This is a genomic window from Microbacterium sp. NPDC064584, assembly GCF_040687315.1.
In the GTDB taxonomy this organism is placed as follows: Bacteria; Actinomycetota; Actinomycetes; order Actinomycetales; family Microbacteriaceae; genus Microbacterium; species Microbacterium lacus.
The window spans coordinates 439,469-465,826 of record NZ_JBFBMZ010000001.1 but is presented as its reverse complement, the minus strand read 5'-3'; the positions used below and the strand labels follow the sequence as shown (position 1 = coordinate 465,826).

At 68.5% G+C, this 26,358-nt stretch carries 24 protein-coding genes; 12 read left to right on the top strand and 12 right to left on the bottom strand.

Annotated features, from left to right (window positions below; all coding sequences use genetic code 11):
* The first annotated feature begins 53 nt into the window (after window positions 1–53).
* Window positions 54–776: a VIT family protein gene (locus tag AB0P18_RS02230; RefSeq protein ID WP_363358698.1), complete on the top strand. Its 723-nt coding sequence runs from the start codon at window positions 54–56 to the stop codon at window positions 774–776.
* A gap of 3 nt (window positions 777–779) precedes the next feature.
* On the opposite strand, the gene AB0P18_RS02225 is transcribed toward AB0P18_RS02230, so the two are convergent.
* From AB0P18_RS02225 to dnaA, 7 genes are all read right to left on the bottom strand, one after another.
* Entirely contained in the window at window positions 780–1,184 is a 405-nt protein-coding gene (locus tag AB0P18_RS02225) for a DUF3566 domain-containing protein (protein WP_344050952.1), read from the bottom strand.
* Window positions 1,181–3,790: a DNA gyrase subunit A gene (gyrA, locus tag AB0P18_RS02220; RefSeq protein WP_344050950.1), complete on the bottom strand. Its 2,610-nt coding sequence runs from the start codon at window positions 3,788–3,790 to the stop codon at window positions 1,181–1,183. Before gyrA ends, AB0P18_RS02225 begins: the two co-directional genes overlap by 4 nt.
* A 57-nt stretch (window positions 3,791–3,847) precedes the next feature.
* Window positions 3,848–5,902, bottom strand: a complete 2,055-nt coding sequence (gene gyrB / locus AB0P18_RS02215) for a DNA topoisomerase (ATP-hydrolyzing) subunit B (protein WP_344055775.1) — start codon at window positions 5,900–5,902, stop codon at window positions 3,848–3,850.
* A 121-nt stretch (window positions 5,903–6,023) separates the two neighbouring features.
* Window positions 6,024–6,521 carry a DciA family protein gene (locus tag AB0P18_RS02210; protein ID WP_363358697.1) on the bottom strand — a complete coding sequence of 166 codons (498 nt, stop codon included), beginning with the start codon at window positions 6,519–6,521 and terminating at the stop codon, window positions 6,024–6,026.
* Window positions 6,514–7,671, bottom strand: a complete 1,158-nt coding sequence (gene recF / locus AB0P18_RS02205) for a DNA replication/repair protein RecF (RefSeq protein WP_363358696.1) — start codon at window positions 7,669–7,671, stop codon at window positions 6,514–6,516. Before recF ends, AB0P18_RS02210 begins: the two co-directional genes overlap by 8 nt.
* A gap of 50 nt (window positions 7,672–7,721) precedes the next feature.
* A complete protein-coding gene (dnaN, locus tag AB0P18_RS02200) occupies window positions 7,722–8,873 on the bottom strand; it encodes a DNA polymerase III subunit beta (RefSeq protein WP_344050944.1) in 1,152 nt (383 codons plus the stop codon).
* Between the two features lie 440 nt (window positions 8,874–9,313).
* On the bottom strand, window positions 9,314–10,741 hold the full coding sequence (gene dnaA, locus AB0P18_RS02195; protein WP_344050942.1) for a chromosomal replication initiator protein DnaA: 1,428 nt from the start codon (window positions 10,739–10,741) through the stop codon (window positions 9,314–9,316).
* Window positions 10,742–11,051: 310 nt separating this feature from the next.
* Here dnaA and rpmH point away from each other — a divergent pair, with 310 nt between their 5' ends.
* From rpmH to AB0P18_RS02150, 9 genes are all read left to right on the top strand, one after another.
* Window positions 11,052–11,189, top strand: a complete 138-nt coding sequence (gene rpmH, locus AB0P18_RS02190; protein WP_344050940.1) for a 50S ribosomal protein L34 — start codon at window positions 11,052–11,054, stop codon at window positions 11,187–11,189.
* 9 nt (window positions 11,190–11,198) lie between these two features.
* Window positions 11,199–11,534 carry a ribonuclease P protein component gene (gene rnpA, locus AB0P18_RS02185; protein WP_363358695.1) on the top strand — a complete coding sequence of 112 codons (336 nt, stop codon included), beginning with the start codon at window positions 11,199–11,201 and terminating at the stop codon, window positions 11,532–11,534.
* Window positions 11,535–11,551: 17 nt separating this feature from the next.
* On the top strand, window positions 11,552–11,887 hold the full coding sequence (gene yidD, locus AB0P18_RS02180; protein ID WP_344055774.1) for a membrane protein insertion efficiency factor YidD: 336 nt from the start codon (window positions 11,552–11,554) through the stop codon (window positions 11,885–11,887).
* A gap of 3 nt (window positions 11,888–11,890) precedes the next feature.
* Window positions 11,891–12,973: a membrane protein insertase YidC gene (yidC, locus tag AB0P18_RS02175; RefSeq protein ID WP_363358694.1), complete on the top strand. Its 1,083-nt coding sequence runs from the start codon at window positions 11,891–11,893 to the stop codon at window positions 12,971–12,973.
* A gap of 32 nt (window positions 12,974–13,005) precedes the next feature.
* A complete protein-coding gene (locus AB0P18_RS02170) occupies window positions 13,006–13,521 on the top strand; it encodes a R3H domain-containing nucleic acid-binding protein (RefSeq protein WP_363358693.1) in 516 nt (171 codons plus the stop codon).
* A 28-nt stretch (window positions 13,522–13,549) separates the two neighbouring features.
* Window positions 13,550–14,176: a 16S rRNA (guanine(527)-N(7))-methyltransferase RsmG gene (gene rsmG / locus AB0P18_RS02165; RefSeq protein ID WP_363358692.1), complete on the top strand. Its 627-nt coding sequence runs from the start codon at window positions 13,550–13,552 to the stop codon at window positions 14,174–14,176.
* Window positions 14,177–14,293: 117 nt separating this feature from the next.
* Window positions 14,294–15,301: a ParA family protein gene (locus tag AB0P18_RS02160; RefSeq protein WP_344050929.1), complete on the top strand. Its 1,008-nt coding sequence runs from the start codon at window positions 14,294–14,296 to the stop codon at window positions 15,299–15,301.
* On the top strand, window positions 15,301–16,260 hold the full coding sequence (locus AB0P18_RS02155) for a ParB/RepB/Spo0J family partition protein (protein ID WP_363358691.1): 960 nt from the start codon (window positions 15,301–15,303) through the stop codon (window positions 16,258–16,260). The genes AB0P18_RS02160 and AB0P18_RS02155 overlap by 1 nt, the downstream gene beginning before the upstream one ends.
* Window positions 16,261–16,316: 56 nt before the next feature.
* Complete coding sequence (locus AB0P18_RS02150) at window positions 16,317–16,661, top strand: tryptophan synthase subunit alpha (RefSeq protein WP_344050924.1); 345 nt, start codon at window positions 16,317–16,319, stop codon at window positions 16,659–16,661.
* Between the two features lie 67 nt (window positions 16,662–16,728).
* On the opposite strand, the gene trxA is transcribed toward AB0P18_RS02150, so the two are convergent.
* From trxA to AB0P18_RS02130, 4 genes are all read right to left on the bottom strand, one after another.
* Window positions 16,729–17,052 (bottom strand): thioredoxin, encoded by a 324-nt coding sequence (trxA, locus tag AB0P18_RS02145; RefSeq protein WP_344050922.1) that lies wholly within the window; start codon window positions 17,050–17,052, stop codon window positions 16,729–16,731.
* Between the two features lie 77 nt (window positions 17,053–17,129).
* A complete protein-coding gene (gene trxB / locus AB0P18_RS02140; RefSeq protein ID WP_344050920.1) occupies window positions 17,130–18,152 on the bottom strand; it encodes a thioredoxin-disulfide reductase in 1,023 nt (340 codons plus the stop codon).
* A 70-nt stretch (window positions 18,153–18,222) separates the two neighbouring features.
* Window positions 18,223–19,827: a murein biosynthesis integral membrane protein MurJ gene (gene murJ / locus AB0P18_RS02135; protein WP_363358690.1), complete on the bottom strand. Its 1,605-nt coding sequence runs from the start codon at window positions 19,825–19,827 to the stop codon at window positions 18,223–18,225.
* Complete coding sequence (locus AB0P18_RS02130; protein WP_363358689.1) at window positions 19,824–22,016, bottom strand: DUF6049 family protein; 2,193 nt, start codon at window positions 22,014–22,016, stop codon at window positions 19,824–19,826. Before AB0P18_RS02130 ends, murJ begins: the two co-directional genes overlap by 4 nt.
* A gap of 170 nt (window positions 22,017–22,186) precedes the next feature.
* Between AB0P18_RS02130 and AB0P18_RS02125 the strand changes: the two genes are divergently transcribed.
* Both AB0P18_RS02125 and AB0P18_RS02120 read left to right on the top strand, forming a co-directional pair.
* Window positions 22,187–23,707, top strand: a complete 1,521-nt coding sequence (locus tag AB0P18_RS02125) for a methyltransferase (protein WP_363358688.1) — start codon at window positions 22,187–22,189, stop codon at window positions 23,705–23,707.
* Between the two features lie 144 nt (window positions 23,708–23,851).
* The gene (locus AB0P18_RS02120; protein ID WP_363358687.1) at window positions 23,852–25,315 is read left to right on the top strand and encodes a CCA tRNA nucleotidyltransferase; all 1,464 of its coding nucleotides are present in this window, start codon (window positions 23,852–23,854) and stop codon (window positions 25,313–25,315) included.
* Here the strand turns inward: AB0P18_RS02120 and AB0P18_RS02115 are convergent.
* A complete protein-coding gene (locus AB0P18_RS02115) occupies window positions 25,305–26,339 on the bottom strand; it encodes an NAD(P)-dependent alcohol dehydrogenase (protein WP_363358686.1) in 1,035 nt (344 codons plus the stop codon). The two genes, AB0P18_RS02120 and AB0P18_RS02115, sit on opposite strands and share 11 nt — an antisense overlap.
* Between the last annotated feature and the right edge of the window lie 19 nt (window positions 26,340–26,358).

Below are 26,358 nucleotides of genomic sequence, written 5' to 3'. Positions count from 1 at the left end.
TACTCACGGCCGGCCGAGGTGCGCGAACAAGGCGGAGGGAGTTGACTGAGGTCATGAGTTCCGAACCCGCACCGCACGTCGGCGAAGCGCACTCCGGTGGAATCGGCCAGCGCCTGAACTGGCTGCGCGCCGGGGTGCTCGGTGCGAACGACGGCATCGTCTCGGTCGCCTCTCTCGTGGTCGGCGTCGCCGGCGCGACGACCGACACCCCCGCGCTCCTCATCGCGGGCATCGCCGGACTCGTCGGCGGCGCGATCTCGATGGCGCTCGGCGAGTATGTCTCGGTGAGCAGCCAGCGCGACAGTGAGCGGGCACTCATCGCGAAGGAGACGCGGGAGCTGCGGGAGATGCCCGACGAGGAGCTGGCCGAACTCGCCGAGCTCTACCGCGCGCGCGGATTGAGTGAGGCGACGGCACACCAGGTCGCGGTCGAACTCACCGCGCACGACGCCCTCGCGGCGCACCTCGAGGTCGAGCTCCACATCGATCAGGACGATCTCGTGAGCCCGTGGCAGGCGGCGCTTTCTTCCGCGGTCGCGTTCACGCTCGGCGCGCTGCTGCCTCTGCTGACGATCCTGCTGCTGCCACCGGCGCTGAAGATCCCGTTGACCTTCGTCGCCGTGCTCGTCGCCCTGGCGATCACCGGAACGGTCTCGGCGCACCTGGGTGGAAGTGGTAAAGCGCGGGCGACGCTGCGTCTGGTCGTCGGCGGCGGGCTGGCCCTGGCCGTGACCTGGTTGATCGGCAGTCTGCTGGGGACCACCGGGATGGTGTGACCGTCAGTTCGAGGTGAACCCGACCAGCAGGCCGCCGGTCACCTTCACGGCGAGGTTGTAGATCCCCGCGATCACGGCGCCGAGGACGGTCACGACGACGAGGTTCAGGATCGCCACGATCGCGGCGAAGCCCATGACCTGCGGCAGACCGATGAACGTCTCGATCGACACGCCGCCGTCCGAGAAGCTCTGGAAGAACTCGTCGACCTTGCCGATGAGTCCGGTGGTCTGGACGATCAGGTAGACCAGGAAGAAGCTGACCACGGTGACGATCGCGAGCGCGACCGCGGCGAGGAAGGACAGCTTGACCGCGGACCAGAAGTCCACGTAGACCAGGCGCAGGCGCACCTGCTTGGCGCTGGTCTTGGAACTGGACTTCTTTGCGAGCTTGTCGGCTACCGTGCTCATGCGTCAGTACTCTCTTCGGGGATCTCGGGCGAGGCCGCTGCTGTGGCCGATCCGGCGTCCTGCTGCTCGGTGTCGGGCGCCTCTGCTGTCGCTGCGTCTGATTCTGCTGCGTCTGAAGTTTCGGTCAGGCCGCGTTCGCTGTTGCGGGCGATCGCGATGATGCGGTCCGCCTCGTCGGTGCGGGCGAAGACCACACCCATCGTGTCGCGTCCCTTCGCAGGGACCTCGGCCACGGCAGAGCGTACCACCTTGCCGCTGGCAAGAACCACCAAGACCTCGTCGTCCTCCGCGACCATGAGACCACCCGCGAGGACGCCCCGGTCATCGCTCAGACGCGCGACCTTGATGCCCAGTCCGCCGCGGCTCTGGCCGCGGTACTGCGCGATGTCGGTGCGCTTGGCGTAGCCGCCGTCGGTCACGACGAACACGTACGCACCCTCTCTGGCGACGGATGCCGACAGCAGGCTGTCGCCGGCGCGGAAGGACATGCCCTTCACGCCCTCCGTCGAGCGTCCCATCGGACGCAGCGAGTCATCGCTCGCGGTGAAGCGGAGCGACATGCCCAGGCGGCTGATGAGCAGGATGTCGTCACCCTCATCGACCAGCAGGGCGCTGACGAGTTCGTCGCCGTCCTCTTCGTCCTGCCCGCGGAGCTTGATCGCGATGACACCGCCCTGACGGTTCGTGTCGTACTCGGTCAGGCGCGTCTTCTTCACGAGCCCGCTGCGGGTGGCGAGCACGAGGTAGGTCGCGACGGAGTAGTCGCGGATGTCGAGGATCTGCGCGATCTCCTCGCCCGGCTGCAGCGCGAGCAGGTTCGCGACGTGCTGCCCCTTCGCGTCGCGACCGGCTTCGGGCACTTCGTATGCCTTCGCCCGGTAGACGCGGCCCTTCGTGGTGAAGAACAGCAGCCAATGATGGGTCGTCGTGACGAAGAAGTGCTCGACGACGTCGTCGGCGCGCAGCTGCGCGCCCTTGACTCCGCGCCCACCGCGGTGCTGCTGGCGGTAATTGTCGCTGCGGGTGCGCTTGATGTATCCCTCGCGCGTGACGGTGACGACCATCTCCTCTTCGGGGATGAGGTCCTCGACCGACATGTCGCCGTCGAATCCGTGCAGGATCTGCGTGCGACGGTCATCGCCGAAGCGGTCCACGATCGTGGTGAGCTCTTCGCGGATGATGCCGCGCTGGCGGATCGGGTCGGCGAGGATCGCCTTGAAATCGGCGATCTGCAGCTCGAGTTCGGCCGCCTCGTCCATGATCTTCTGGCGCTCGAGCGCGGCGAGGCGCCGCAACTGCATCGTGAGGATCGCATCGGCCTGGATGTCGTCGATGTCCAGGAGCGTCTTCAGGCCCTCGCGCGCATCGTCGACCGTCGCCGACCGGCGGATGAGGGCGATGACCTCGTCCAGCGCGTCGAGCGCCTTGAGGTAGCCGCGCAGGATGTGCATGCGCTCTTCGGCCTTGCGGAGCCGGAACTGCGTGCGGCGGACGATCACGTCGATCTGGTGGTCGATCCAGTGCGTGATGAAGCCGTCGAGCGGCAGCGTGCGCGGCACGCCGTCGACGATCGCGAGCATGTTCGCGCCGAAGTTCTCCTGGAGCTGGGTGTGCTTGTAGAGGTTGTTCAGCACGACCTTGGCGACGGCATCCCGCTTCAGGACGATCACGAGGCGCTGGCCCGTGCGATCCGAGGTCTCGTCGCGGATGTCGGCGATTCCGGTGATCTTGCCCTCGCGCGCGAGGTCGCTGATCTTGACCGCGACGTTGTCGGGATTGACCTGGTACGGCAGCTCGGTGATCACCAGGCACGTACGGCCCTGGATCTCTTCGACGTTGACCACGGCGCGCATCGTGATCGAACCGCGGCCGGTGCGGTACGCGTCGCGGATGCCGCGCGTTCCGAGGATCTGCGCGTGGGTCGGGAAGTCGGGCCCGGGGATGCGCTCCATGAGCGCCTCGAGCAGCTCGTCACGGGTGGCGTCGGGGTTCTCGAGCGCCCAGAGGGCTCCGGCGGAGACCTCGCGCAGGTTGTGCGGCGGGATGTTCGTGGCCATACCGACCGCGATGCCGACCGAGCCGTTCACGAGCAGGTTCGGGAAGCGCGCCGGCAGGACGACCGGCTCCTGGGTCTGACCGTCGTAGTTGTCCTGGAAGTCGACGGTCTCCTCTTCGATGTCGCGCACCATTTCGAGCGCGAGGGGAGCCATCTTCGTCTCGGTGTAACGAGGGGCGGCCGCGCCCTGGTTGCCGGGAGAGCCGAAGTTGCCCTGTCCGAGCGCGAGCGGGTAGCGCAGCGACCACGGCTGCACGAGTCGGACGAGGGCGTCGTAGATCGCCGTGTCGCCGTGCGGGTGGTAGTGCCCCATGACCTCACCGACGACGCGGGCGCACTTGGAGAACGACTTGTCGGGTCGGAACCCGCCGTCGTACATCGCGTAGATCACTCGGCGGTGCACCGGCTTCATGCCGTCGCGGACATCGGGCAGCGCGCGCCCGATGATCACGCTCATCGCATAGTCGAGATAGCTGCGCTGCATCTCCGACTGGAGGTCGACCTGGTCGATGTGACCGTGGTTGTGCGCGGGACGTTCTTCGTCAGTCATGTCTCTCGTCTTCGTCGTGTCCGGTCGGGCCGAGTGCGGGGCGAGCCGCGATCGGCGCTAGATGTCGAGGAACCGGACGTCCTTCGCGTTGCGCTGGATGAATCCACGGCGGGACTCCACGTCTTCGCCCATCAGGATCGTGAAGATCTCATCGGCCGCGGCCGCGTCGTCGATCGTGACCTGGCGGAGCGTGCGCGTCTCGGGATCCATCGTGGTCTCCCACAGCTCCTTCGCGTTCATCTCGCCGAGACCCTTGTAGCGCTGGATGCTGTTGTCCTTCGGGATGCGCTTGCCCGAGGCGATGCCCTCGGTCAGCAGCGCATCGCGTTCGCGATCGCTGTACACGTATTCGTGCGGCGCGTTGGACCACTTGATCCGGTACAGCGGCGGCTGCGCGAGGTAGACGAAGCCCGCCTCGATGAGACCGCGCATGTAGCGGAACAGCAGCGTGAGCAGGAGCGTCGTGATGTGCTGGCCGTCGACATCGGCATCGGCCATCAGCACGATCTTGTGATACCGCGCCTTCGTGATGTCGAAGTCCTCGCCGATGCCCGTGCCGAAGGCCTGGATCATCGCCTGCACTTCGCGGTTGCCGAGGGCGCGGTCCAGCCGCGCGCGCTCGACGTTGAGGATCTTTCCGCGCAGCGCAAGGATCGCCTGCGTGTGCGGGTCGCGTCCCTGCACCGCGGAACCGCCGGCCGAGTCGCCCTCCACGAGGAAGATCTCGCTGATGGAGGGATCCTTCGAGGTGCAGTCCTTGAGCTTGTCGGGCATGGCCGCGGACTCGAACACGCTCTTGCGACGCGCGGTCTCGCGGGCCTTGCGGGCGGCGAGCCGCGCGGTGGCGGCGTCGATCGCCTTGCGGATGATGTTCTTCGCCTGGACCGGGTTGCGGTCGAACCAGTCGCCGAGCCGATCACCGACGACCTTCTGCACGAACGCCTTCGCCTCCGTGTTGCCGAGCTTCGTCTTGGTCTGTCCCTCGAACTGCGGTTCGGAGAGCTTGACCGAGATCACCGCGGTGAGTCCCTCGCGCACGTCGTCGCCGGAGAGGTTCTCGTCCTTCTCCTTGAGGAGGTTGTTCGCGCGCGCGTACTTGTTCACGAGAGTGGTGAGCGCGGCACGGAAGCCCTCTTCGTGCGTGCCGCCCTCATGCGTGTTGATCGTGTTCGCATACGTGAAGACGTTCTCGGTGTAGCTCGTCGTCCACTGCATCGCGACCTCGAGGGCGATCTTGCGCTCGGTGTCTTCGGACTCGAAGTCGATGACCTCGTCGTTCACGTGCTCGGCCTTGCGGACTTTGTTGAGGTACTCGACGTAATCCACGAGTCCGCGCTCGTACAGGAAGCTGTCGTTCCGCTGCTGCAGCACGACCTGTCCCGGCTCGATCTCCTCTTCGTACGCCGAGTCCGCGCGCTCGTCGCGCAGGTCGATCCGCAGTCCCTTGTTGAGGAAAGCCATCTGCTGGAAGCGGGTGCGCAGCACCTCGTACTCGAATTCGACGGTCTCGAAGATCTCGGCATCCGGCCAGAACGTGATCGTCGTGCCCGTCTCGTCACTGGGCTCGGCGCGCTCGAGCGGGGCCTGCGGCACACCGCCGCCCCGATAGGACTGACGCCACACGTAGCCCTGGCGACGGACCTCGACTTCGAGCCGATTCGACAGGGCGTTCACGACGGAGGAACCGACACCGTGCAGGCCGCCGGAGACGGCGTATCCGCCGCCGCCGAACTTGCCGCCGGCGTGCAGGACGGTCAGCACGACTTCGACCGTGGACTTGCCCTCGGTCTTGTGCATATCGACGGGGATGCCGCGTCCGTTGTCGACGACGCGGACGGCGCCGTCGGGAAGGATCGTCACCAGGATCGTGTCGCAATAGCCGGCGAGGGCCTCATCGACGGAGTTGTCGACGATCTCGTAGACCAGATGGTGCAGACCGCGCGGCCCCGTGGAGCCGATGTACATGCCGGGGCGCTTGCGCACGGCCTCGAGCCCCTCGAGGACCTGGATCTCGTCGGCGCCGTACTCGACGTGGGTCCGTTCGGCTGGCAGTGGTTCCGTGGAATCCTCTTCGGGTCGCTCGGGCAAGCTGTCAGCAGTATCGGACGTCATCTTCTCGGTGCGCTCCACATCGTGTTCCGGGGCGGTTCCAGTCTATCAAGGAACCGCTCTCAGACCAGCCTCTCCGCCTCTGTGGCGCGTTCTTTTCCGCGTCGAGGGGACGGGACGTGTCCTACCCGTAGGTATCGCGCGGACCACGCCCTGGAGTCGTTCTGGGACCCCATTTCCAGGAGGGGACGTCGGGCCCGATGAAGCGGATGCCGTCGACACCGGCTTCGGGGAAGCGACGCACGATCTCGGAGAGGATCTGCGAGCGCATGATCTGAAGCTGCTTCGCCCATGCGGTGGAATCGGCCTGGACCGTGAGGGTGCCGTCCACGAAAGCCACGGGATTCGTGTGCCGGGCGGTCTCCTCGCCGGCCACCTCGTCCCACGTGCGCACGACATCCTCTCGCGCGAGCTGCGAGTCCCACCCCGCCTCTCGCGTGAGCGCGGCGAGGACATCGGACACCCCGCGCGGGTCGCGCCCCGCGGTGAACGGGACGTTCTCGTCATCGTCCGTACGGCGTCGCTTCTTGCGGTACGTCCGGGCGGACGGCTCGAGACCACGCAGCCGCAGATAGGTCGCGATCGTCTCGGGCACCGCGCCCTCGCCGGGGGGATCAGGCATGAGGATCCTCCAGGATGCGCCCGGACTCCACCCGGACGACGCGCGCCCGAAGACCCGCCGGGACGTCCTCGCCCACGGCGGCGGTGACGATCACCTGTTCGAATCCCGACGCGAGCGCGGCGAGTCGCGCTCGACGGTCGGCATCCAGTTCGGCGAACACGTCATCGAGGATCAGGACGGGATCGCCGAGCCGTGACTCGGCACGCAGCAGTTCGGCCGAAGCCAGCCGCAGCCCGAGCGCGACGGACCACGATTCCCCGTGCGAGGCGTAGCCCTTCACCGGGAGTCCGCGCACCCGCAGCACCAGGTCGTCGCGGTGGGGTCCGACCAGGGTCAGTCCGCGTTCGAGCTCTGCCGCACGCCGGAGGGCCAGCGCCTCGCGGAACTGCTCTGCGATCACACCGGCCGGCGCGGCGTGCGCGGGCTGTGCGTCCTGCTCTTCGGGGTCCTCACCGCGCACCGACAGGGCCCACTCGAGCTGCGGCTCGTGATCGGCACCGGCGATCGCGGTGTACGCCGCCGTCATCGGCGCGGAGAGATCGGCGGCGAGAGCCAGCCGTGCCTGGATGAGTTCACTGCCGAGCGCGACGAGTTTGTCGTCCCAGACGTCGAGCGTCGAGAGCTGATCCCCGCGGATCCCCCGGGCGCGCGCAGATTTCAGGAGTGCGGAGCGCTGCTTGAGGACGCGGTCGTAATCGCCGATCACCCCTGCGAAGCGGGGTGAGCGTTGCACGAGCAGCTGGTCCATGAACCGTCGACGCGCGGACGGATCGCCGCGCACGATCTGCAGGTCCTCCGGGGCGAACAGCACGACCTGCGCGTACCTCGGGAGCTCGGCGGGCTTCACCGCCGCGCCGTTCACGCGGGCCTTGTTCGCACCCTGCCGGTTGACCTGCGCCTCGAGCAGGACACGGCGTTCGCCGTGCGCGAGACGCGCGCGGATGATCGCGTAATCCGCGGAATCCCGCACCATCGGCGCATCGTTCGAGACCCGGTGCGAGCCGAGCGTCGCGAGGAAGCCGATCGCCTCGGCCAGATTCGTCTTGCCCTGGCCGTTGCGGCCGACGAACACGTTGGGACCGGCATCCAGAGCAACGTCGGCTTCCGCGTAATTGCGGAAGTCCACGAGGTTCAGATGCTCGACGATCACGGTACGACCCTAATCGCGCCCACCCCCGCGGCCGATCGCGGAGGCTGCGGTCAGCGCAGCAGCAGGTTCGGCTGCAGGAGGTACTTGAACGACTCGCCGCCGGCCTTGTCGACCGAGGTCTGCGGGGTGATCAACACGGGGCTGAGCTTGTTCGCGTTCTCGCTCGAGGTGAACGTGATGCGGACGAACTCGCTGCGCACGGCGCTGAGCGACTCGAGGAGGTACTGGGGGTTGAGCCCCAGCGTGACGTCCTCGCCCGTGAGGTGCGCGTCGACCGATTCGGTCGCCCGGGCCTGCTCGGTGCCGGACGCGTCCATCGAGACGCTGTCGGTGGTGAACGTGAAGCGGAGCGGCGCCGACCGGTCGAGCACGAGGGCGACGCGACGGACCGCCTCGGCGAGCTCGGCGGTGTTCAGAACCGCGTGGTGCTCGGTCTGCTCGGGGAACAGGCGCCGAACCGGCGGGAAGTTGCCCTTGATCAGCAGCGAAGTGACGGTCTTGTTGCCCGCGGTGAAGGCGATGATCTCGCGATCACCCGATCCGGAGAACGCGATCGAGATGTCGCCGCCATGCGCGAAGGTCTTGCCGACTTCGGTGAGGGTGCGGGCCGGGACGAGCGCGGTCGTCGGTTCGTCCGATGCGCTGGTGCCGCCGTCCCAGGGGATCTCGCGCAGAGCCACGCGGTAGCGGTCGGTCGCGACCAGGCTCAGCTGGGTTCCCGACACTTCGAGCTGAACGCCGGTGAGGACCGGAGTCACGTCATCGCGGGACGCGGCGAAGGCGACCTGTGCGATCGCGGTCGCGAAGTCCTCGGAAGGAACGAGACCCGTGTCGCCGGAGACCTCGGGGATGGCGGGGTATTCCTGCACGGGCATCGAAGCCAGCGTGAACCGGGCCGAGCCGCAGGTCAGCAGGATCCCGCCGTCGTCGTCGACCTCGATCTGGATCGGCGCGTTCGGCAGACGGCTCGCGATCTCGGAGAGAAGCCGGCCGTGGACCAGGATCGTGCCGGGCTCGTCGACCGTCGCCTCGATCGTGGTGCGGGCGGATGCCTCGTAGTCGAACGCGGCGAGAGACAGCCCCGCATCGGATGCTTCGATCAGCACGCCCGCCAGGATCGGCTGCGGGTTGCGCTGCGGCAGGAGCTTGACGACGAACGACACGGCTTCGCTGAACACATCGCGATTGACGTGGAACCTCACTGGCGCTCCCTTGACATCGGCTTGGGCTCTCCCATGCTAGTGCCCTGCGCGCCGGCGCCTTCAAGGCGGTCGCAGACCGTCCGCCGACATCGTCAAGGTGATCGAACCCTTTCCCCTTACCAATTTCTCTGTCATCTTCTTAACGCCTGTGGGAACTGTGGATAAGTCGGTGGACACCTGGCGAGACACGGGAACTACACGCGTGTGAGTTGTGGAACCGCTGAGGATGGATTCGTGCACGGGGCGGAGGCGACGACCAGGTCGGCATCCGCCATCCACAGCCTCGGCGTCGTCCGCTCACAACGTTTCCGCAGCTCTGCGGAGTTATCCACAGGTTTTCCACACTGTGTAGAACCCGTCGGGAGGGTCGACCGACATCCCTGAGCGGGCATGGGAGAGCGGTGAGGGAACGAACGCGTCGGATCGGCGTCGTGAGGGGGTCAGCGCGAGTTGCGGCCGAGCTGTGCGGTGATCTCCGAGACCTGGTTGTAGATGGAGCGACGCTCCTTCATGAGGTCGCTGATCTTCTTGTACGCGTACATCACGGTCGTGTGATCTCGATTGCCGAACAGCTGGCCGATCTTAGGCAGGGACAGGCTCGTGCGCTCACGGCAGAGGTACATCGCGATCTGCCGGGCGGTCGCGACGGCCTGCGATCGGCTCGAGCCGTACAGGTCGTCGACGGTGAGCTTGAAGTACGCCGCCGTCGCCGTGATGATGTCCGTCGGCGAGATCACGTTCGCGTCGTCCTGGTCGACGATGTCCCGCAGCACGGTCTGAGCGAGCGAGATGTCGAGAGTCGATCTGTTCAGACTGGCGAACGCCGACACCCGGATGAGCGCTCCCTCGAGCTCGCGGATGTTCTTGGACACGACGGTCGCGATGTACTCGAGCACTTCGTCCGGGATGTGCAGACGTTCGGACTGGGCCTTCTTGCGCAGGATGGCGATGCGCGTCTCGAGGTCGGGGGCCTGAACGTCGGTGATGAGCCCCCACTCGAAGCGGCTGCGCATGCGGTCCTCGAAGCCGGTGAGGTGCTTGGGCGGCACGTCGCTCGTGATCACGACCTGCTTGTCGTGGTCGTGCAGCGTGTTGAACGTGTGGAAGAAGGCCTCCTGGGTCTCGGCGCGACCCTGCAGGAACTGGATGTCGTCGATCAGGAGGATGTCGACGTCGCGATACCGCGCCTGGAAAGCCGATCCCCGGTTGTTCGCGATCGAGTTGATGAAGTCGTTCGTGAACTCTTCGCTCGAGACGTAGCGGACCCGGATGCCGGCATACAGGCTCTGCGCGTAATCGCCGATCGCGTGCAGCAGGTGCGTCTTGCCGAGCCCGGAGTCCCCGTAGATGAAGAGCGGGTTGTACGCCTTCGCCGGCGCTTCGGCGACGGCGACCGCGGCTGCGTGGGCGAAGCGGTTGGACTGGCCGATGACGAAGTTGTCGAACGTGTACTTCGGGTTGAGCCGTGTGTCGCTGCGGGGCGAGGCGGATGCCGGTTCGAAAGGCTCCTCGAGAGGAGGGCGCGTGGGCGCGGAGGGCGGTTCGGCCGCCTCGGGCGCCGGCTGCGCGGAGCGCGAGTAGGCCAACTCCGGGTTGACCACGACGCGGAATGCCGTGGCGGAGGGGTCGTGCTGCTGATCCTGGTCGACCCGGGTGAGCGCTTCCATGATGGGGGCGCGCATCCGCTTGTTGATCTGCGCCGCGGTCAGGTCGTTCGGCACGTCCAGGTACAGCGTTCCGCCCATGACGCCCTGCGGGACGGCGAGGCTCAGGAATCCCTGCAGCTGAGGGGTGACGCGGTCATCGCCCGCGAGTTCATCGAGCACGGCGGACCAGACGGGAACATCTGGAATCTCGTGCGATGACATGGTCCCCCCGGGAGAATTGACGCAGGCCAGGATTTCCGACGGAGATCGTCACGCCGAACCTGTGGATAACTGCCCGAGCCACGCTAGTCAGCGGCCGCCGCGGGAGCAAACTCCACTGTAGGACCGCACCGCGTGTCATTGCCAGGACTGCGGGTATTCCTCGCCATAATGGCCTGTCCGGTCCGGCGGGTTTGAGTTCTCGCGCGCGGGAACGTAACCTTAATCGGTTGACTTATGCCTTCAGGGCAGTCCCGAATACCCACGTCCCCGGTCAGAGCGTTCCGGAGACACCTGATCCGGAAGTGATCTCATGAGCAAGCGCACGTACCAGCCGAACAACCGCCGCCGCGCCAAGAAGCACGGCTTCCGCGCCCGCATGCGCACCCGCGCCGGCCGCAGCATCCTCTCCGCTCGTCGCGCCAAGGGGCGCACCGAGCTCTCCGCCTGACCTGCAGCGGTGCTCGCGAGGCCGAACCGACTCACCCGCGGAGCGGATTACAAGGCCGTCGTCCGTCGGGGCCGTCGGTGCGCGAGCGCGAACACGGTCGTGTACACCAGCGCAACCGGTGAATCCCGTCCGCCGCGCTTCGGCTTCATCGTGAGTCGGCAGGTGGGATCCGCCGTCGTGCGCAACACTCTTCGTCGCCGGCTCAAGGCGGTGTGCGCCGAGGCGCTGACGGATGTCAGGCCGGGGTCGGATGTCGTGATCCGCGTCCTTCCGTCAGGGCGTGATGCCGACTTCGCCGCGTTGCGGGCCGACGTGACGCGTTGCCTCGCTCGGAGCGGCGCGTGAGCACGCAGACGCTGCCGATGGCCTCCGTCGGCGAGGCGCGCCTCGATCAGTCCGCGTGGATCCGTGCGATTCCGCTCCTGCCGCGCAATTCCGTGTTGAGCTTGCTCCATGGTTATCGTGCGACGATCTCCCATACATATGGGGATGTCTGCAAGTACTACCCGTCGTGCTCGGCCTACGCGGTCGGCGCCGTGCAGCAGCACGGTGCTCTCGTCGGCTCGATCATGGCGGCGACCCGGATCGCCCGCTGTCATCCCTGGGCGGAGGGAGGCGTCGACGACGTGCCCCTCCACAAGAACTTCCGGTACGACCTGACTCCGCGAGGATTCGTCGTACCCCTGAGAAAGGACTGATCCGTGCCGGATCTGATCGGAATCATCCTCTGGCCGCTCAAATGGGCGGTCGAGCTCGTGCTCGTCTCCTGGCACTGGCTGTTCACCGCGATGGGCCTGCCGGCGGCTGCGGGCATCACGTGGGTCCTCGCGATCGTGGGCCTGGTCCTCGTCGTTCGCTCCGCCCTCATTCCGCTCTTCGTCAAGCAGATCAAGAGCCAGCGGAAGATGATGGAAATCGCCCCTGAACTGCGAAAAGTTCAGGAAAAGTACAAGGGCAAGAAAGACCAGCTCTCTCGCGAGGCCATGAGCCGCGAGACGATGGCGCTGTACAAGAAGCACGGCACGAACCCGGCCTCGTCGTGCTTGCCGCTCCTCGTGCAGATGCCCGTGTTCTTCGCGCTGTTCAGCGTGCTCAACGGCGTGCAGACGATCAAGACCGATCCGAACCACACCGGCGTGGGCCTGCTCACCAATGAGCTCATGACCGAGTTCTACAACGCGAAGCTCTTCGGCGTCGCGTCCCTCCACGACACTCTCGTGGGCGCGTGGGAGACCCAGGCCGAGGGCTGGCAGGTCACCGTCGGCATCCTGCTCGTGCTCGTCGTCTTGATGATCGTCTCGCAGTTCTTCACGCAGCTGCAGATCATCTCGAAGAACCTCTCCCCCGAGGCCAAGACCGGCCAGGCGTACCAGATGCAGAAGATCATGCTCTACGTCCTGCCGTTCGCCTTCGTCTTCTCCGGCGTCTTCTTCCCGCTCGGTGTCGTCATCTACTGGTTCACCAGCAACGTGTGGACGATGGTGCAGCAGTTCATCGTGATCCGGAACATGCCCACGCCCGGTTCTGAGGCGGCCAAGATGCGCGAGGAGCGCCTCGCGCGCAAGGGCAAGGCCATCGACTCGTCCGGCAAGATCATCCCGCTCGAGAAGTACCAGGCCGAGCAGCAGCGACTGTTCGAGGAGGCAGAACGCGCGCGCGCCGCCGCCCCCAAGCGTCAGCAGCCGGTCGGTAAGCAGCGTGCCAAGAAGCAGGCGCAGAAGTCGGGTGATGCGGGTACGAAACCCGGTGGGTCGACAGACCCCGCCACCGGCACCGCCACCTGACCCACCGTCACTCCCGTCACCCAGGAACAGCCATGACTTCTGACATCACGTCTCCCACGTCCACTCCCGAGCGCGTCGCCGCCACGGTCGAACAGCTCGAGCAGGAGGGCGACGTCGCCGCCGACTTCCTCGAAGAACTGCTGGACATCGCCGACATCGACGGTGACCTCGCCCTGGATGTGAAGTCGGGTCGCGCGTACGTCTCGCTCGAGTCCGACCAGCCGGGGTCGCTCGCACTCCTTTCCGACCCGGATACCGTCCAGGCTCTGCAGGAGCTGACACGTATCGCCGTGCAGAACCGGACGGGGCGCTTCTCACGCCTGATCCTCGATGTCGGAGGATCGCGTGATCAGCGCCAGCGTGAACTGGAGACGCTCGTCGACCGCGCGATCGCCCGGCTCGAAGAGGGTGGCTCGACGCAGGCGTCGCTTCCCGCGATGTCCAGCTACGAGCGCAAGCTCGTGCACGACATCGTCGCGGACCGCGGCTTCACGTCCGAGTCCTACGGTGAGGGCGCCGACCGGCACACGGTCATCAGCCGTGGCTGATGTTTCACGTGAAACACGGGATCCCGAAGTGACCGCGGGCGTCGAGGAAGAACCGGCGGTCGCTGAGCGGATCTTCGGCGATCGCATCGACCTCGCACGCGCCTTCACCGCCGCGCTGGCTGCGCACGGCGAGGAGCGCGGCCTCATCGGTCCCCTGGAGCCGCCGCGCCTCTGGACCCGGCACGTGCTGAACAGCGCGGTCACTGCGCCGCTGTTCTCCGGCCGTGTCGGTGATGTCGGGTCCGGAGCGGGTCTGCCGGGACTCGTGCTCGCCATCGCCCGTCCCGACGTGGAGTGGGTTCTCATCGAGCCGATGGAGCGACGCGTCGCCTGGCTCACCGAGCAGAAGGACGCGCTGGGTCTGGACAACGTCGACGTGGTGCGGGCTCGAGCAGAGGAATGGAGGCGTGGTCCTGTGCTGGATGCCGTGACGGCCCGCGCTGTGAGCGCGCTCAAGACACTGGTCCCCCTCACCGCTCCCCTCGTACGCGACGGTGGCGAACTGATCCTCCTCAAGGGGGCGAACGCCGCACTCGAGATAGCCGGAGCCGAGAAGGCGCTGCGCAAGTACCGCATCGCGAACGTGCGCGTCGAGGTGGTGGGTGAAGACCTCCTTGCCGAACCCACACGGGTCGTCCGTGCGACGGTGCGCTGACCGACACCCGTTTCACGTGAAACATCCCGTCGGCACCGTCTCGTTCGGGCCACGTCAGGACCGGCGGCTAGAGTGGAAGACCATGTCCGGAGAAGCGCGAAAGAGAGGTTGTTTCACGTGAAACATCCTGAAAACGCCGATTCGACGGCATCCTTCTCGCTCGACGACAGCCCCATCGCCCGGGAACTCGCTGATCTGACCGCCCGTCGTCGCGTCCTCGATTCCGTGACCGTCCGGCTCAGTGGCCGCACGCGTGTGATCACGGTGTCGAACCAGAAGGGCGGGGTCGGGAAGACCACCACGACCGTGAACATCGCCGCGGCGCTCGCATCGGTCGGTGCGCGCGTTCTCGTGATCGATCTGGATCCGCAGGGGAACGCCTCCACGGCGCTCGGTGTGCCCCACACCGCAGACATCCCCAGCATCTACGACGTCCTGATCGACGATTTCCCGATCGCCGACATCGTCCAGACGAGCCCGGAGTCGACGAATCTGCTGTGCGCGCCGAGCACGATCCATCTGGCCGGCGCCGAGATCGAACTCGTCTCGCAGGTCGCGCGCGAGCACCGCTTGCGGACCGCGCTCGACGAGTATCTGGCGAATCTCGACGAGCGTCTGGACTTCGTCCTCATCGACTGCCCGCCGTCGCTCGGTCTGCTCACGATCAACGCTTTCGCGGCCGCCGACGAGCTGCTGATCCCGATCCAGTGCGAGTACTACGCGCTGGAGGGCCTCAGCCAGCTGCTCGGGACCGTGCGGATGATCCAGAAGCACCTGAACCCCCGCCTCCGTCTCTCCACGATCGTGCTGACGATGTACGACGGGCGCACCCGTCTCGCGCAGCAGGTCGCGGAAGAGGTGCGCTCGCACTTCCCGCAGGAAGTCCTCGGGACCGTGATCCCGCGGTCGGTGCGCGTCTCGGAGGCCCCGAGCTTCGGCCAGACCGTGATCGCGTACGACGGGGCGTCAGCCGGTGCCGTCGCCTACCGTGAGGCGGCGGTGGAGATCATCCGTCGCGATACGACGGACGGCCGCGCAGTGGACGGCGCGAACGAGGAAACCCACGCGGATGCCGCAGCGCGGCATCCCGAGAACGTCGGCGCAGCCGCCGAAGGAGAGAACTGATGGCCAAACGCACCGGACTGGGACGGGGGATCGGCGCGCTGATCCCCACGAGCGAGACGTCTTCGGAGTCGCGTCCCGTCGACGTCTTCTTCCCGGGTGCTCCCGAGGAAGAGGCCATTGAGGTCGAGGCGGCCGCGGAGGAACTCGTCACCGTGCCCGGCGCGCGCCTGCAGCAGATCGATCCGCATGCGATCGTGCCCAACCCACGCCAGCCGCGGACGAACTTCGACCCGGATGACCTCGCCGAGCTCGTGCACAGCGTGCGGGAATTCGGCGTTCTGCAGCCGGTCGTGGTCCGCGAGGTCGGCGACGGCACGTATGAGCTGATCATGGGTGAGCGTCGTACGCGCGCCGCGCGTGAGGCCGGACTGGAGTCGATCCCCGCGGTCATCCGCGACACCGCCGACGAGCATCTCCTGCGCGATGCGCTCCTCGAGAACCTGCACCGCTCCGAACTGAACCCGCTCGAGGAGGCGTCGGCCTACCAGCAGCTGCTGTCGGACTTCGGCATCACCCAGGAAGAGCTCGCGACCCGCATCGGGCGGTCGCGACCGCAGATCAGCAACACTATCCGGCTGCTCAAGCTGCCGATCCCGGTGCAGCAACGCGTCGCGGCGGGCGTGTTGAGCGCCGGCCATGCGCGGGCGATCCTGTCGCTCGAGGACGCCGACAGCATGCAGCGGCTCTCGGACAAGATCGTGAACGAGGACCTCTCGGTGCGCGCGGCCGAGGCCGCGGCCAAGGCGCCGGAGTCGGGTCCGACACGACCGAGACCTCAGGCCGGTGCCCGCCGAGCGCACCTCGATGAGGTCGCGGAACGGCTTGGTGATCGGTTGAGCACTCGCGTGAAGATTTCGCTCACCGCAAGAAAAGGCCAGATCATCGTGGATTTCGCGAGCATCCAGGACCTCAACCGCATCCTCGAGGAGATCGGCGAGTCCGGCTACTCGCAACTCTGAGGCCCGGCTGTCCACGTCCCGGGCAGCGCACCGGAAATCCGACGTACGCTGGATTGATGGCGACGCACGACGAGAACCCGCGCAGACGCGCGAGCCTCGAGCTCCTTCGCGCGGAAGCCGCGGACGAGCTGTCGGTCCTCGTCGACGAGCGGCTGCGCGCGGGTGAGGATCCATGGGACTTCATGGAGGATCTGCCGACCGTCGACGAGTTGGTCGTCTTCATCCTCCGCGCGGAGAACATCGCCGCGAACGGCGGCGCGCGACCGAACTCGTCCCGGCACTACCGGGTGCTGCGGCAGATCGCATTGGACTACCCACCGCTGACGAAGGCGGTCTGGCGCCTGATCGGCGACGAGACCACCCACCGGCGCTGGGACGCCGCCCGCACGGACGCGTCGTAGCGGCATCCGATCGCACGAAAAAGCCCCGATGAGACCGTGATCTCATCGGGGCTTCGACATTCGAGGATCAGCCGAGGTAGGCGGCGAGGTCCTGCTCGATCGCGAACTTCGGCTTCGCACCGATGATCGTGGTCTCGACCTCGCCCTTGTTGAAGACCTTCATCGCCGGGATCGACGTGATCTGGTACTTCATCGCCAGATCCGGGTTCTCGTCGACGTTGAGCTTGAGAACGGTGATCTTGCCCGCGTTCTCGGCCTGGATCTCGTCCAGCACGGGGGCGACCATGCGACAGGGGCCGCACCAGGCCGCCCAGAAGTCCACGAGGACGGGGCCCTCAGCCTGCAGCACGTCCTGCTCCCAGGTCGCGGATGTCGTCGCCTTGGCGGTCATGTCATTTCTCCTTGATTGAGGTAGGTATTGGGGAAAACGCGGGGGCATGCCGGATTGTTCCGGTGCCCGGGTGACTCTCAGGCAGCCGCAGAGCCGGTTTCGGGCTCGTCGGTCGCCGGGTCGGGGATGTCGGTCGCGACCTCGATGTCCTCGGCCACCTGCGGGTCACCGCCGGCCTGCTCGAGTGCGGCGAGGAAGTGCTCGGCATCCAGCGATGCCACGGTCCCGCTGCCGGCGGCCGTGACAGCCTGGCGGTAGGTGGGGTCGATCACGTCACCCGCGGCGAAGACGCCGGCGACGGACGTCCGGGAGGACCGGCCGTCGACCCAGATCGTGCCCTCGGGGGTCAGTTCGAGCTTGCCGTGGACGAGATGCGTACGCGGGTCGTTGCCGATCGCGACGAAGAGCCCGTTCAGGGCGAGTTCGCGGGTCGATCCGTCGACCGTCGAGCGCAGCAGGACGCCGTTCACAGCCTCGTCGCCCAGGATGTCGGCGACCTCGGTGTTCCACAGGAACTCGATCTTCTCGTTCGCGAACGCGCGCTCCTGCATGATCTTCGAGGCGCGCAGCGAGTCCTTGCGGTGGATGACGTAGACCTTCGAGGCGAAGCGGGTCAGGAAGGTCGCCTCCTCCATCGCCGAGTCGCCGCCGCCGACGACGGCGATCGTCTGCTCGCGGAAGAAGAAGCCGTCGCACGTGGCGCACCACGACACGCCGCGACCGGAGAGACGCTCCTCGCCGGGCAGACCCAGCTTGCGGTACGCCGAACCGGTCGCGTAGATGACCGACGACGCCTGGTGCACAGCGCCACTGCCGAGGGTGACCGTCTTGACGGGGCCCTCGAGGTCGAGCGAGACCACGTCGTCGTACAGGATCTCGGCGCCGAAGCGCTCGGCCTGCGCCTGCATCTTCGCCATGAGCTCCGGACCCTGGATACCCTCCGGGAAGCCCGGGAAGTTCTCCACATCCGTCGTGTTCATGAGCTCGCCGCCGACCTCCACCGAGCTCGCCACCACGAGCGGGGCGAGGTTCGCCCGTGCCGCGTAGATGGCGGCCGTGAAGCCTGCCGGACCCGATCCGATGATGATGACCTGACGCACGAGCGCCTCTCTTTCGTTGCTCCGGATGCTTCAACACATGGTAGTCGCGCGGCATTCCGCCGCCCCGGCCTCAGCGGCGGCCGGGCAGCACGCGGCGCGCGATCTCGAGTGCCGGCTTCAGTTCAGGAGCGCGCAGCAGCGCGAGGAAGGCCCCGTAGACGACGAGGGACGCGATCCCGATGATCGCGGCGCCCACCGCGCCGAGGAGCTTGTCGGAGACGGTCCACCCGTCGACGCCGCCGAGCAGCTGGAAGGTCAGCCAGCCCGCTCCGGCGGCGGGGACCGCGGCGAGGACGAAGCGTCCGAGCGACAGCATCCATGCCCCCACCCGGAGTCCGCCGAGGCGTCGATTCAGCAGCCAGGTGGCGATGATCACCTGGACGATGCTCGCGAACGACTGACCGAGCGCCACACCGGCGGCGAGGTACTGCAGCGGGAGCGTCGCGGACGCCACGACCGCGGTCACCACGACCAGGACGCACTGGAGGAGCGTGAAGAAGAACGGGGTGCGGGTGTCGTTGTACGCGTAGAACGTGCGCTGGATCACGAACAGGACGGCGAGCGGCACGAGGCTCACCAGGAAGCACAGCAGGACGACGGAGGCCTCGACGGCGGCATCGCGGGAGTTCGTGAAGATACGGGAGGCCGGCACGGCCGCCACGGCCAGGGCGGCGGTCGCGATCACGATGAACAGACCGAGGGTGCGGATGCTGCGTCCGATGTCACCGCGGACCTCGTCGTCGCGGCCGGCGGCGGCGTGCTCGCTCAGCTGCGTGAAGTAGGGGGTGCCGATCGAGAGCACGATCACCGAGTACGGGAGCATGAAGATGAGCCAGGCGTTCTGCATCGCCGCGATCGAGGCTCCCTCGCCCGACGCCTCGAAGACGATGCGCGTCTGCGCGAGCCCGGCGAGCTGACCGGCGATCACCATGAGGAAGGTCCAGCCCGCGAGCTTGCCGATGTGGCCGAGCCCCACGCCCCGCCAGCGGAAGTCCGGCCGCACCCGCAGACCTGTGCGCCGCCAGAAGGCGAGCAGGACGGCGGTCTGCACCACGATCCCGAGCGTGGCCGTTCCGCCCAGGAGCGCGATCGAATCGGGCGTCCAGTCCGAGATGGCGGTCAGATCCGAGCCGAACAGCGCGATGACCACGAGGAAGCCGGCGATCGAGACGACGTTGTTCACGATCGGCGCCCACGTGAACGGTCCGTAGATCCGCCGGGCGTTCAGCGCTTCGCCGACGAGGGCGTACAGCCCGTAGAACAGGATCTGCGGCAGACACCAGTAGGCGAAGGCCGTGGCGAGCGCCAGTTGATCCGCCGGGGCGCTCGGGGCGTACAGCTGCACGAGCCACGGCGCGACGAGGAGCGCGGTCGCGGTCGTCACGACCAGGACGACCGTGCCGAGCGTGAACAGCTTCGACACGAACGCCCGCCCGCCGTCGTCGTGCGCGGTGGCCTTGACGATCTGCGGCACGATCACGGCGGTGAGGATGCCGGCCGAGATGATCGCGTAGATGTTGTTCGGCAGCTGGTTGGCCAGGGCGAACGCGTCGCCGGCACGACTGCCGACAGAGCCGACCGCAGCGACGAGCACGACCGTGCGCAGGAGGCCTGTGAGCCGCGAGACGATCGTCCCCGCTCCGATCAGGACGCTGGCCCGTCCGATGCCGCTCATCCGGTGCCCTTGTCGTGGTCGGTCTCGGCGGACGCGGCATCCGGTGTCTCCGCCGCCCGGCGGGACCGTCGCCGGAACCGCAGGACGGTGCGCACCACGCCGAGGAGGAGGAACCCTCCGACGAGGACCGACAGGATGACCAGGCCGATGCCCTCCCAGTCGGCGCGGACGTTCACGTCGACCACCTGGGCATCGCCGATGGGCTCGAGCGTGCGGCTGCGCAGCTGGAGCTGCACGGAGACCTCACCGTTGCCCACGCGCGCCTGGACCGGCACCTGGACACGCGTGTTGCTGTTCGCGCCGGCGGTGACCTCGTTCGCACGCGTGACGTCCAGGCGCAGGTCGTCGGGGGTTGCGAACAGCACCACGTTCACCGGATAGTCCAGGTCGTTGCGCACCCAGATCGGGATCGGGGCGCCGGCGCTGAAGAGGTTGATGTCGCTCGGCGGAAGGATGCCGACACTGTCCAGCGTCGTCGCCGTCGCGGCGCGGTGCCCGGCGAGCGCGGTCGTCCACTCCTCCGGCTCGGGCACCCACGCGAGCCCGAGAAGCTGCAGGATCTCCGCCCGCTCCGGCCCGGTGAGCACCGTGGGATCGTCGAGGATCGTGGAGAACCGGTTCACCTGGGCCTCGTCGGCCACGAGCGCGGCGGCCGCGTCGACACGCACCTGGTCGACCGGCCCGTCGGCGATCTCGACGGATGCCGGGATACGGGCCGCGACACCGCCCAGCGTCAGCGGGGTGACCCCGGGCGCCTGCGACGCAGAGGTGATCGCGGTCCGCAGTGCCACGCGGGAGCGGTCTTCGCCGCGGTCGAGCGTCACGACGATGGGCTCGCCGCCACTCTGCGCGGTCGCGAACGCGAGGTAGGCGGCCGCCGCGGTCAGCGGAGCGCCGCGCAGGCTCGTCTCCTCCTCGTCGGATGCGGCCCGCAGCTCGCGCGACACGTCGGCGTCGTAGACGAGCAGGTCGGCGTCGCCGGAGATCGCCCGGCCCGGAACCGTCCCGCCGGAGGCGCCCGCCACCGTCGCGGTCGACGGCACGAGGGTGAGCGAGTCGCGGCCGTCGATCGTGACCGCGCCGAGAGACTGGACGACTGCGGGAGTGGTCGTGCCGGTGCCCGGCCAGAACACGCTCTCCCGCGCGCCGCCGATGTCGAGCAGCTCGGGGAGGGTCGGGTACACCGGCTCGCCGGGCTCCGCCGTGGGGCTCGGCGACGGGGTCGCCCCGGTGGACGCCGTGAAGTCCGCCGGCACCATGTACGACTGCAGCGACAGGGGGCGCAAGGGCCTGGAGAGCCCCGCCTGCATCTGCGCGGCGACGTCCGCGTCACCGAACTGCAGCGCGAACCGGGAGTTGGGGAGCGCGTCCAGGCGGGCCAGCCAGGCCGTCGCCGTGGCGGGGGCGGCACTGCCCAGCACCTGGATGGCGGCCGGGATGGCCGGATCGACCGCCAGGATCGCCGCCGTTCCGTCCACGGCGTCGAGCTGGTCGGTGAGCGAGCCCTCGGGCGCGGTCAGTGCGGCGAGCTCGGTCGCGGTGAGCAGGCCCTCGGCGGTCGCTGCGGCGGTGATCGGGACGATCACGCCGATACCGACTTCGGCTGCGGCATCCGGAGGGACGATCATGACGCTGCGGGAGATGACCGGTCCGTCGCCGAGGTCGTACGCGGCGGACAGCGGGTACACGCCGGGCGCACGGGCGGCGAGAGACGGATCGGTCGGGGCGACGACGATCCCCGCGGTCTCGGTGCCGGCGGGGGCCACGGCGGGGAGGGCCGCCTGGCCGACCGCCGCGAGTCCGGAGGACGACCCGTCCCCGTTCAGCCATGCGTTGAGCGCGGCGCGGCCGGTGAGCGCCTCCGAACCGAGCGACAGGGTGACGGCGGTCGCGGGGGTGGCGGCATCCGTCCCGTTCTGCAGCGTGACCGAGACCGCGAGTCCATCGCCGGGGCGGACGATGCCGTTCGCGATGGGCGACAGCGTGAAGACGGCCTCGCCGGGTGCGACGGCGGACGTGGGTGTCGGGGTAGGCGTCGCCGTGGATGCCGAGGCGGAGGGAACCGCGAGCAGACCCGTGATCAGCAGCAGGACCGTCGCGAGGAGCGCCGCCGGCGCCGTGCGGCGAGCGCGCGACGGCGCCTGCGGGCGTGGCGCGGTGGTTCCCGCGGGCGGGTGACTGACGGTCATGTGGGATTTCGCTCCTGTGCGATTCATGACCGCACGATCCGGTCGATTCTACGGTCCGACCCTCCGAGCATCCCGAGCCGCGCCCGAGAGCCGCTCCGCGGGCGCGAGCATCGGTACCGCCGGTGTCGACCCGCGCCCGAGCCGGTGCGGTCTCGCGCTTGAATGGAGACGTGCTCCCCGAACCCGATCCCGCGCTGTGCCGGGCGCTCGCCGATGACCTGCACGACGCCGGATTCTTCTCCGAGGCGCTGCGCTCGGCGTGGGGAGAGACGGCTGACAACGCGATCGCGCGCGGACTGCGCTCGCCGGCGATGCGCGCGCTCGGCGACCGTGCCGATGCGCTCGCCGTCCTCGGTCGGCTGCTGGTGCTCGGGATGCCGCAGCCGATCGCCGCGGTCGACCGGGCGCTGCCGACACTCGGTGCGGTGGGCCTGGAGCGTCTCGGACTCTGCCGTATCGACGGCGATGTCGTGCCGCAGGCGATCATCCGTCCGCAGTCCTTCACGGACGACCGCGGCTCGGGGCAGTGGTGGATCGCGAGCGACCTGGACGAAGCGGCGCTCGGCGGACCCCTCCCCGAAGACCACGTGCTCGGCGTCGGCGGCGCGTCGCTCACACTCGCGGGACTGCAGTTGCCCACCCCCGCGGGCCGAGCACTCGATCTCGGCGCGGGGTGCGGCATCCAATCCCTGCGTGCCCGACGCGACGTCGCCGAGGTCGTCGCGACCGACATCTCGGATCGAGCGCTCCGGTTCACCCGACTGAATGCGCTGCTGAACGGCATGACCGGCATCCGGACGCTGCGGGGGTCGCTCTTCGAGCCCGTGCGCGGCGAGCGGTTCGACCGGGTGGTCTCCAATCCGCCGTTCGTGATCACGCCGCGGGTTGCGGGGGTTCCGGCGTACGAGTACCGCGACGGCGGGATGCAGGGCGACGACCTGGTCGCCTCGGTCATCCGCGGGGTCGGCACGCACCTCGAGCCCGGCGGCGTCGCGCTGATGCTCGGCAACTGGGAGAGCCGCGGCGGGACCGTGGGCCTGGATCGCGTGCGCGAGTGGGTCGAGTCCTCCGACGTGCCGCTGGACGCGTGGGTCATCGAACGCGAGAGCCTCGACCCCCTCGCGTACGCCGAACTGTGGGTGCGCGACGGCGGCACCGTGCCCGGGACGCCGCAGTACGCCGCGCTGATCGACGCCTGGCTCACCGACTTCGACGAGCGCGGAGTGACCGGCATCGGCTTCGGGTACGTGCTGCTGCGCAGACCCGTCTCCGGGGCACCGAGCCTTGCGCGGTACGAACGGATCGGGCAGTCGCTCGGGGGGCAGGACGCCCTCGGTGCGCATCTGGCGCGCGCCCTCGCGGCGCACGACCGGGTGGCGGCGCTGGATGACGACGCGCTCGCCGCGGCGGTGCTCATCGTCGCCCCCGACATCACGGAAGCCCGCCATCACCTGCCCGGGGTCGAGGACCCCAGCGTGATCGAGCTGCACCAGGGCGGCGGCTTCGCGCGCGTGGTGGCCGCGGACCCGGGGCTGGCAGCCCTCGTGGGCGCGTGCGACGGCGACCTCGCCGTCGGCGTCCTCATCGACGCGATCGCGACGCTGCTGGAGGTCGACGGCCGCGAGCTGCGCCGGGCGCTGCTTCCCGAGGTGCGGGAGCTGGTGTTCACGGGGTTCCTCGCGTTCGCGTGAGCCGTGCTCGAGCATCGCGTGTGAAAGCGCGGGGAGAAACCGACCGCTGACGCCCCTCGGACGCGCGAATCGGCCGGAACCACCCCGCGCTTTCACCGACGGGCCCCCCAAGTGGCCGAGACGCGCGTCGGTAGGCTGGAAACCATGCTCAACATGGCCGAGGGTGTGGCGCGCCTGGGCGCGCTCGCCGCGTCGCCGATCGTGTCGACCGTGGCCGACGCGTTCGCCGCGGCGGGGTTCGAGCTCGCGATCGTCGGCGGGCCGGTGCGTGACGCGCTCCTGGCGCGCCCGGCGAACGACCTTGACTTCACGACCGACGCGCGGCCGGACGACATCCTGAGGATCGTCCGTCCGATCAGCACGGCACAGTGGGACGTCGGCCGCGACTTCGGCACGATCGGCGCGCGCATCCGCGATCCGCACACCGGCGCGGCGCAGCAGGTGGAGATCACGACGTTCCGCGCCGACAGCTACGACGGACTGACCCGCAAGCCCACCGTCGAGTTCGGCGATTCGCTCGAGGGCGACCTCGCCCGACGCGATTTCACGGTGAACGCCATGGCGCTCCGGGTGCCCGGGCGCACGCTCGTCGACCCGAGCGGCGGCGTCGAGGACCTCGTCGCGCGTCGCCTGCGGACTCCCGCCGACCCGGCGGTGAGCTTCGGTGACGACCCCCTCCGTATGCTCCGCGCGGCGCGCTTCAGCGCACAGCTCGGGTTCGACGTCGATCCCGCGACCGTCGCGGCGATGACCGAACTCCGCGACACGCTGTCGATCGTGAGCCCGGAGCGCATCCAGGGTGAGCTCGTGAAGCTCCTCCAGACCGACGACCCGGTGCGCGGCATCCGTCTGCTGGTCGAGACCGGAGTGCTGGACCGGTTCCTGCCCGAAGTGCCGGCGCTGCGCCTCGAGGTGGATGAGCACCACCACCACAAGGACGTCTACGAGCATTCGCTGACGGTGCTGCGGCAGGCGATCGATCTCGAGCAGCTGCGCTTCCCCGGTACAGCGCCCGACGTGCCGCTGCGCCTGGCCGCTCTCCTGCATGACATCGGCAAGCCCGCGACCCGCAAGCTGGAGCCCGGGGGCGGGGTGACCTTCCACCACCACGACGTCAAGGGCGCCCGACTCGCCCGCAAACGCCTGCAGGCGCTCCGGTTCGACTCCGACACGATCGCCTCGGTCACGACGCTCATCGAGCTGCACCTGCGCTTCTTCGGCTATGCGGAGGGGGCGTGGACCGATTCCGCCGTCCGGCGCTACGTGCGGGATGCCGGCGACGAGCTGTCCCGCCTGCACATCCTCACGCGCGCCGACGTGACCACGCGCAACAAGCGCAAGGCTGCGCGGCTCGCGGCCGCGTACGACGACATCGAGCGCCGCATCGACGAGCTCGCGGCGGCGGAGGAGCTCGGCGCGATGCGTCCCGCGCTGGACGGGAACCGCATCCAGGAGGTGCTCGGCATCCGGCCCGGCCCGGAGGTCGGGAAGGCCTACCGATACCTGCTGGATCTGCGACTCGACGAAGGCGTGCTCGACGAGGCCGACGCGGAGGCGCGCCTGCGCGCGTGGTGGGCCGCGCAGGGCGCTGCGGCAGCTACGGAGTGACGACCGCGCGGCCGCGCACCGTGCCCGCGTGGAGCTTCTCGTACGCCGAGACCGCGTCGTCGATGCCGAACCGCTCGGTGTGCACGGTGATCGCGCCGCTGCGGGCGAGGTCGAGCACCTCGATCAGCTCGCTGCGGCTGCCCCAGTAGGGCGCGCGTACGGACACGCCGAACGGGGTGGAGAAGAAGCCGGTGGGCATCAGCCCGCCGCCGATGCCGACGATGCTGACGTACCCGTCGACGGCGACGACCGCCCGCGCGGTGTCGATCGTGGGCTGCGCGCCGACGAAGTCGAACACGGCCTCCGCGCCGGAGCCGCCGGTGAGTTCGCGGATCTTCTCGGCCGCCTCAGGACCGGCGAGCACGGTGTGGTGCGCACCGACCTCGGCGGCGAGGGCGAGCTTCTCCTCGTTCAGGTCGACCGCGATCACGGTCGCCGCCGTCGTGGCACGGAGGATCTGGATGCCGACGTGCCCGAGCCCGCCCGCGCCGATCACGACGGCCACGGCACCCGGGAACAGCTTCTGCTGCGCGGCCTTGATCGCGTGGTAGGGCGTGAGGCCGGCATCCGTCAGCGACACCGTCTGGACGGGATCGAGATCGCCGAGCGGAACGAGGTGGCGGGCGTCGTCGACGATCAGGTACTCGGCCATCGCGCCGGGTGCGCCCAGGCCCGGAGGGGCGATGCCGAGCTCCGCGGCCCGCGTGCAGTAGTTCTCCCGGCCCTCCGCGCACGCCCGGCACTGGCCGCAGCCCCACGGGCCGTAGACGGCGTACGCGCCGCCGACCTCGATGCCCTCGACACCATCGCCGAGCTTGTCCACGACGCCGGCCCCTTCGTGACCGAGCGTGAGGGGCAGGCCGTAGATGTACTGGTCGGCGGGAAGGTCCATCACGAACCAGTCCGAGTGGCAGAGGCCCGCCGCGGTCACCCGCAGCCGGATCTGACCCGGTCCGGGTTCGGGGGTGTCGATCTCGACGACCTCGGGTCCCTTGCCGATCTCGCGATACTGCACGGCCTTCATGGCGTCCTCCTCCTGTGGT

Coding starts and splice junctions, on each gene's coding strand:
- AB0P18_RS02230 (WP_363358698.1), top strand. CDS start 54: ATGAGTTCCGAACCCGCACCGCACGTCGGCGAAGCGCACTCCGGTGGA.
- AB0P18_RS02225 (WP_344050952.1), bottom strand. CDS start 1,184: ATGAGCACGGTAGCCGACAAGCTCGCAAAGAAGTCCAGTTCCAAGACC.
- gyrA (WP_344050950.1), bottom strand. CDS start 3,790: ATGACTGACGAAGAACGTCCCGCGCACAACCACGGTCACATCGACCAG.
- gyrB (WP_344055775.1), bottom strand. CDS start 5,902: ATGACGTCCGATACTGCTGACAGCTTGCCCGAGCGACCCGAAGAGGAT.
- AB0P18_RS02210 (WP_363358697.1), bottom strand. CDS start 6,521: ATGCCTGATCCCCCCGGCGAGGGCGCGGTGCCCGAGACGATCGCGACC.
- dnaA (WP_344050942.1), bottom strand. CDS start 10,741: ATGTCATCGCACGAGATTCCAGATGTTCCCGTCTGGTCCGCCGTGCTC.
- rpmH (WP_344050940.1), top strand. CDS start 11,052: ATGAGCAAGCGCACGTACCAGCCGAACAACCGCCGCCGCGCCAAGAAG.
- yidD (WP_344055774.1), top strand. CDS start 11,552: ATGGCCTCCGTCGGCGAGGCGCGCCTCGATCAGTCCGCGTGGATCCGT.
- AB0P18_RS02170 (WP_363358693.1), top strand. CDS start 13,006: ATGACTTCTGACATCACGTCTCCCACGTCCACTCCCGAGCGCGTCGCC.
- AB0P18_RS02155 (WP_363358691.1), top strand. CDS start 15,301: ATGGCCAAACGCACCGGACTGGGACGGGGGATCGGCGCGCTGATCCCC.
- AB0P18_RS02150 (WP_344050924.1), top strand. CDS start 16,317: ATGGCGACGCACGACGAGAACCCGCGCAGACGCGCGAGCCTCGAGCTC.
- trxA (WP_344050922.1), bottom strand. CDS start 17,052: ATGACCGCCAAGGCGACGACATCCGCGACCTGGGAGCAGGACGTGCTG.
- murJ (WP_363358690.1), bottom strand. CDS start 19,827: ATGAGCGGCATCGGACGGGCCAGCGTCCTGATCGGAGCGGGGACGATC.
- AB0P18_RS02130 (WP_363358689.1), bottom strand. CDS start 22,016: ATGACCGTCAGTCACCCGCCCGCGGGAACCACCGCGCCACGCCCGCAG.
- AB0P18_RS02120 (WP_363358687.1), top strand. CDS start 23,852: ATGCTCAACATGGCCGAGGGTGTGGCGCGCCTGGGCGCGCTCGCCGCG.
- AB0P18_RS02115 (WP_363358686.1), bottom strand. CDS start 26,339: ATGAAGGCCGTGCAGTATCGCGAGATCGGCAAGGGACCCGAGGTCGTC.